Source organism: Streptomyces sp. rh34 (assembly GCF_002551245.1).
Lineage (GTDB): Bacteria > Actinomycetota > Actinomycetes > Streptomycetales > Streptomycetaceae > Streptomyces.
The window spans coordinates 1-3,556 of sequence record NZ_NTGZ01000427.1; the positions used below are offsets into that span (position 1 = coordinate 1).

The 3,556-nt window shown below is 74.5% G+C and carries 4 protein-coding genes; 2 read left to right on the plus strand and 2 right to left on the minus strand.

Annotation, left to right across the window (positions count from 1 at the left end; genetic code table 11):
* The first annotated feature begins 110 nt into the window (after positions 1 to 110).
* Positions 111 to 1,217, plus strand: a complete 1,107-nt coding sequence (locus tag CR470_RS36645; protein WP_097871986.1) for a sensor histidine kinase — start codon at positions 111 to 113, stop codon at positions 1,215 to 1,217.
* Here the strand turns inward: CR470_RS36645 and CR470_RS36650 are convergent.
* Both CR470_RS36650 and CR470_RS36655 read right to left on the minus strand, forming a co-directional pair.
* Positions 1,198 to 2,295: an NAD-dependent epimerase/dehydratase family protein gene (locus CR470_RS36650; protein ID WP_097871988.1), complete on the minus strand. Its 1,098-nt coding sequence runs from the start codon at positions 2,293 to 2,295 to the stop codon at positions 1,198 to 1,200. The genes CR470_RS36645 and CR470_RS36650 overlap by 20 nt on opposite strands.
* 87 nt (positions 2,296 to 2,382) lie before the next feature.
* Positions 2,383 to 2,892, minus strand: a complete 510-nt coding sequence (locus CR470_RS36655) for a nitroreductase family deazaflavin-dependent oxidoreductase (RefSeq protein WP_097871990.1) — start codon at positions 2,890 to 2,892, stop codon at positions 2,383 to 2,385.
* Between the two features lie 154 nt (positions 2,893 to 3,046).
* Here CR470_RS36655 and CR470_RS36660 point away from each other — a divergent pair.
* Positions 3,047 to 3,556: MarR family winged helix-turn-helix transcriptional regulator (locus CR470_RS36660; RefSeq protein WP_097871992.1), on the plus strand; the 510-nt coding region annotated here is incomplete at its 3' end.

Here is a 3,556-nt window from a genome sequence, read left to right on the forward strand (position 1 = left end):
CACCCGGGCCGTACGGGTGCCGATCCGGCCGGTACGGGAGCGGACCGGGCCGGTACGGGCGCCGACCCGGCCATCGTGCGCGGCGTGCCGCCGACCGCGGGCCGGTCGCGGTGAACGACATCCTGCTCATCGCGCTCTTCGCCTTTCTGGGAGCGGCGGCCGCCGGGCTCCTCGGCGCCGGCGTCCTGCGCCTGCTGCGGCACCGTTCGCTGGTGATCTCGCTGAGCGTCGTCGCCGGGGTCGCCGTCACGGCGATGCTCGCCGGGACGCTGACGGTCGCCTGGGCGATGTTCCTCTCGTCCCACGATCTCTACGTCGTCACGACCGTCGTCGCCATGGCCGCCCTGGTCTCCCTGGCCACCGCCGTCGTGCTGGGCCGCTGGGTGGCCGCCCGGAGTCATGAACTGACCCTGGCCACCCGGTCGTTCGGCGACGGTGGCACCTTCGCCGCGCCCGTCGGGCAGCCCACCGCCGAGCTGGCCGCGCTCGCCCGCGAACTCGCCGCCACCAGTGCCAAACTGGACAGCTCCAGGGAGCGGGAACGCGCCCTGGAGACCTCGCGGCGCGAACTCGTCGCGTGGATCTCGCACGATCTGCGGACCCCGCTCGCCGGGCTGCGGGCGATGGCCGAGGCGCTGGAGGACGGCATGGCCGCCGACTCCGGGCGCTATCTCCGGCAGATAAGGACCGAGGTCGAGCGGATGAACGCCATGGTCGGCGACCTCTTCGAACTCTCCCGCATCCAGGCCGGTTCGCTCGCCCTGACGCGGGCCCGGATCTCCCTCTACGACCTGGTCGGCGACGCGCTGGCCGGGGTCGATCCGCTGGCCCGGGAGCACGGGGTGCGGCTGATCGGCGACCGGATCGACGAGGTGCCGGTGGAGGTCGACGGCAGGGAGATGAGCCGGGTCCTGGGCAATCTCCTGATCAACGCCATCCGCCGCACCCCGCCCGACGGCACCGTGGCCGTCGCGGCGCACCGATCGGACGGCGGCGTCGTGCTGTCGGTGACCGACGGCTGCGGCGGCATCCCGGAGGAGGACCTGCCCCGGGTCTTCGACACCGGCTGGCGCGGCACCCACGCCCGCACCCCGCCGGCCGGGGCGGGCCTCGGGCTCGCCATCGTGCGCGGCATCGTCGAGGCGCACGCCGGGCGCGCCGAGGTGCGCAACGTACAGGGCGGTTGCTGCTTCTCGGTCACGCTCCCGACAGCGTGACGGCGTTCCCCGTCCGGTGGCTCCCCGAACCGCGCAGGGGGGCCGCCGCGAAGTCCCGCATCCCTCCGGCGAACGAGACCCGGGGCCGCCAGCCCAGCTCCTCTCGCAGCGCCCGCGAGTCCGCCGTGACATGGCGTACGTCCCCGAGGCGGTACTCCCCGGTCACCACCGGGTCCGGCCCGCCGTGCGCCCCGGCCAGCGCGGCAGCCATCTCCCCGATGGTGTGCGGCTCGCCGCTGCCGGTGTTGTACGCGGCGAAGGACCCGGGCCGCCGCTGCCGCACCGCTTCCAGGGCCACCGTGTTCGCCGCCGCCACATCATGGACGTGGACGAAGTCGCGCCGCTGGCCCCCGTCCTCGTACACCCGGGGGGCCTCGCCGCGCGCCAGGGCCGAGCGGAAGAACGAGGCGACACCGGCGTACGGGGTGTCGCGCGGCATCCCCGGCCCGTACACGTTGTGGTAGCGCAGGGACACCGCGCGGCCGCCCGTCGCCCGTGCCCACGCGGCGGCCAGGTGCTCCTGGGCCAGCTTGGTCGACGCGTACACATTGCGCGGGTCCACGGGCGCGTCCTCGGCCACCAGGCCGGGCGTCAGTTCCGCTCCGCAGTCCGGGCAGCGCGGCTCGAACCTCCCCGCCCGCAGATCGGTTTCCGCGCGCGGCCCGGGGCGGGACGTGCCGTGCCGGGGGCACTCGTAGCGGCCCTCGCCGTAGACCACCATCGACCCGGCCAGCACCAGGTCCCGGATCCCGGCCGCGGCCATCTCCGCCAGCAGCACCGCCGTACCGAGGTCGTTGCACCCCACGTACAGCGGGGCGTCCGCGAAGTCCTTGCCGAGGCCGACCATGGCCGCCTGGTGGCACACGGCGTCCACCCCGGCCAGCGCGTCCGCCACCGCTCCCCGGTCCCGGACGTCCCCCACGAGCACCCGGTCGCCCGGCGGCTCCGGGGGTGTGCCGCCGGGGTGGGCCGAGGGCAGCAGGGCGTCCAGCACCACGCTCTCGTGCCCGGCCGCGGCGAGTGCGGCGACGACATGTGACCCGATGAACCCGGCTCCGCCGGTGACCAGTACGCGCATGACCGCCACGCTAGGGCCCGCCGCGCCGGCCGGACCGGCGCGGCGCGCACACGTCACGGGTCCGTAAGGACCTGTGCGGGGGGCCGGTCAGCGCACACGCTGGCCGGGGGCCGCTTCGAGACGTACGAAGGGGATGCGGCGGCCGGCCCGCCGATAGGAGTCCGTGCTGCCGTCGACGTCGAAGCCCATGAAGGCGCACAGCCGACGGGCGGTGCGCGGGTGGGCGGGCGCGTAGCGGGCCATGATCTCGCCGCCCTCGTCGGCGCTCGGGAAGTGGGCGGTGACGGCGTAGTGGTGGTTGCCGAACTGGATCGTGGTCTTCGGGGAGGCGAGCAGGTTGCGGTACCAGGCGGCCTCGGGGCCGAAACCGGAGGCCAGGAACCAGGTTCCCTCCCCGCGGTCGTACGCGACGACCTCCAGGGCCACCCGTCGGTCCAGGCCGCTGTTCCGGCCGGTGTGGTGCAGGAGCAGCAGGCGTCGGCCGAAGACCGGGCCGAGGCCCACGCGGTAGAACGCTATGGGCAGGCGGGCGAGGCGCCGCCGCCAGCCGCGCGGCAGGGGCGGGCGGCCGCGCCCGGCGTTCTGTTGTGACGTCATCACAACCCTCCTCTGGACGCGAACGGGAGTCGACGGGCACAGCGGGTCCCGGCTCGACTCTTAGACTGTGCAATCTTTGCACAATCTAAAACTTGGGGACGTGGAAGGCCGGGGGGTGGGGCGCGGCAGGCCGGGAGCAGGGTAGAAAGGTGCCATGGCCAGGAAGGCGGCTCCTGCGGAGCGCATGGACGATGTGGACGCGGTGACCGGGGCGGTGCTGACGGCTTCCCGGTTGCTGGTCGCGGTGTCGGCGCGTTCGCTGGCGGAGGTCGAGGACCGGGTGACGCTGCCGCAGTTCCGGATGCTGGTGGTGCTCTCCTCGCGGGGGGCCACCAAGCTCGTAGCGCTGGCGGAGTTGCTGGGGGTGGCGCCGTCGACGGCGATGCGCATGGTCGACCGGCTGATCGCGGCGGGCCTCGCGGACCGGCAGACCAACCCGGACAACCGCCGGGAGACGCTGCTCCGGCTCACCAAGGAGGGGCGTCGCACGGTCGGACACGTCACCGCGCGCCGCCGTCAGGAGATCGCGTCGATCGTCGAGCGGCTTGCTCCGCGCCAGCGGACGGCGCTCATCGAAGCGCTCACCGACTTCAACGAGGCGGGCGGCGAGCCGCCGGCCCCGCTGCCGGACGAGGGCGCCGGACCGCATCCCCTGGGCTGGGGC

What these genes read in the sequence shown, in the direction of transcription:
- CR470_RS36650 (WP_097871988.1), bottom strand. Translation starts at nt 2,295, where the DNA reads ATGCGCGTACTGGTCACCGGCGGAGCCGGGTTCATCGGGTCACATGTC.
- CR470_RS36655 (WP_097871990.1), bottom strand. Translation starts at nt 2,892, where the DNA reads ATGACGTCACAACAGAACGCCGGGCGCGGCCGCCCGCCCCTGCCGCGC.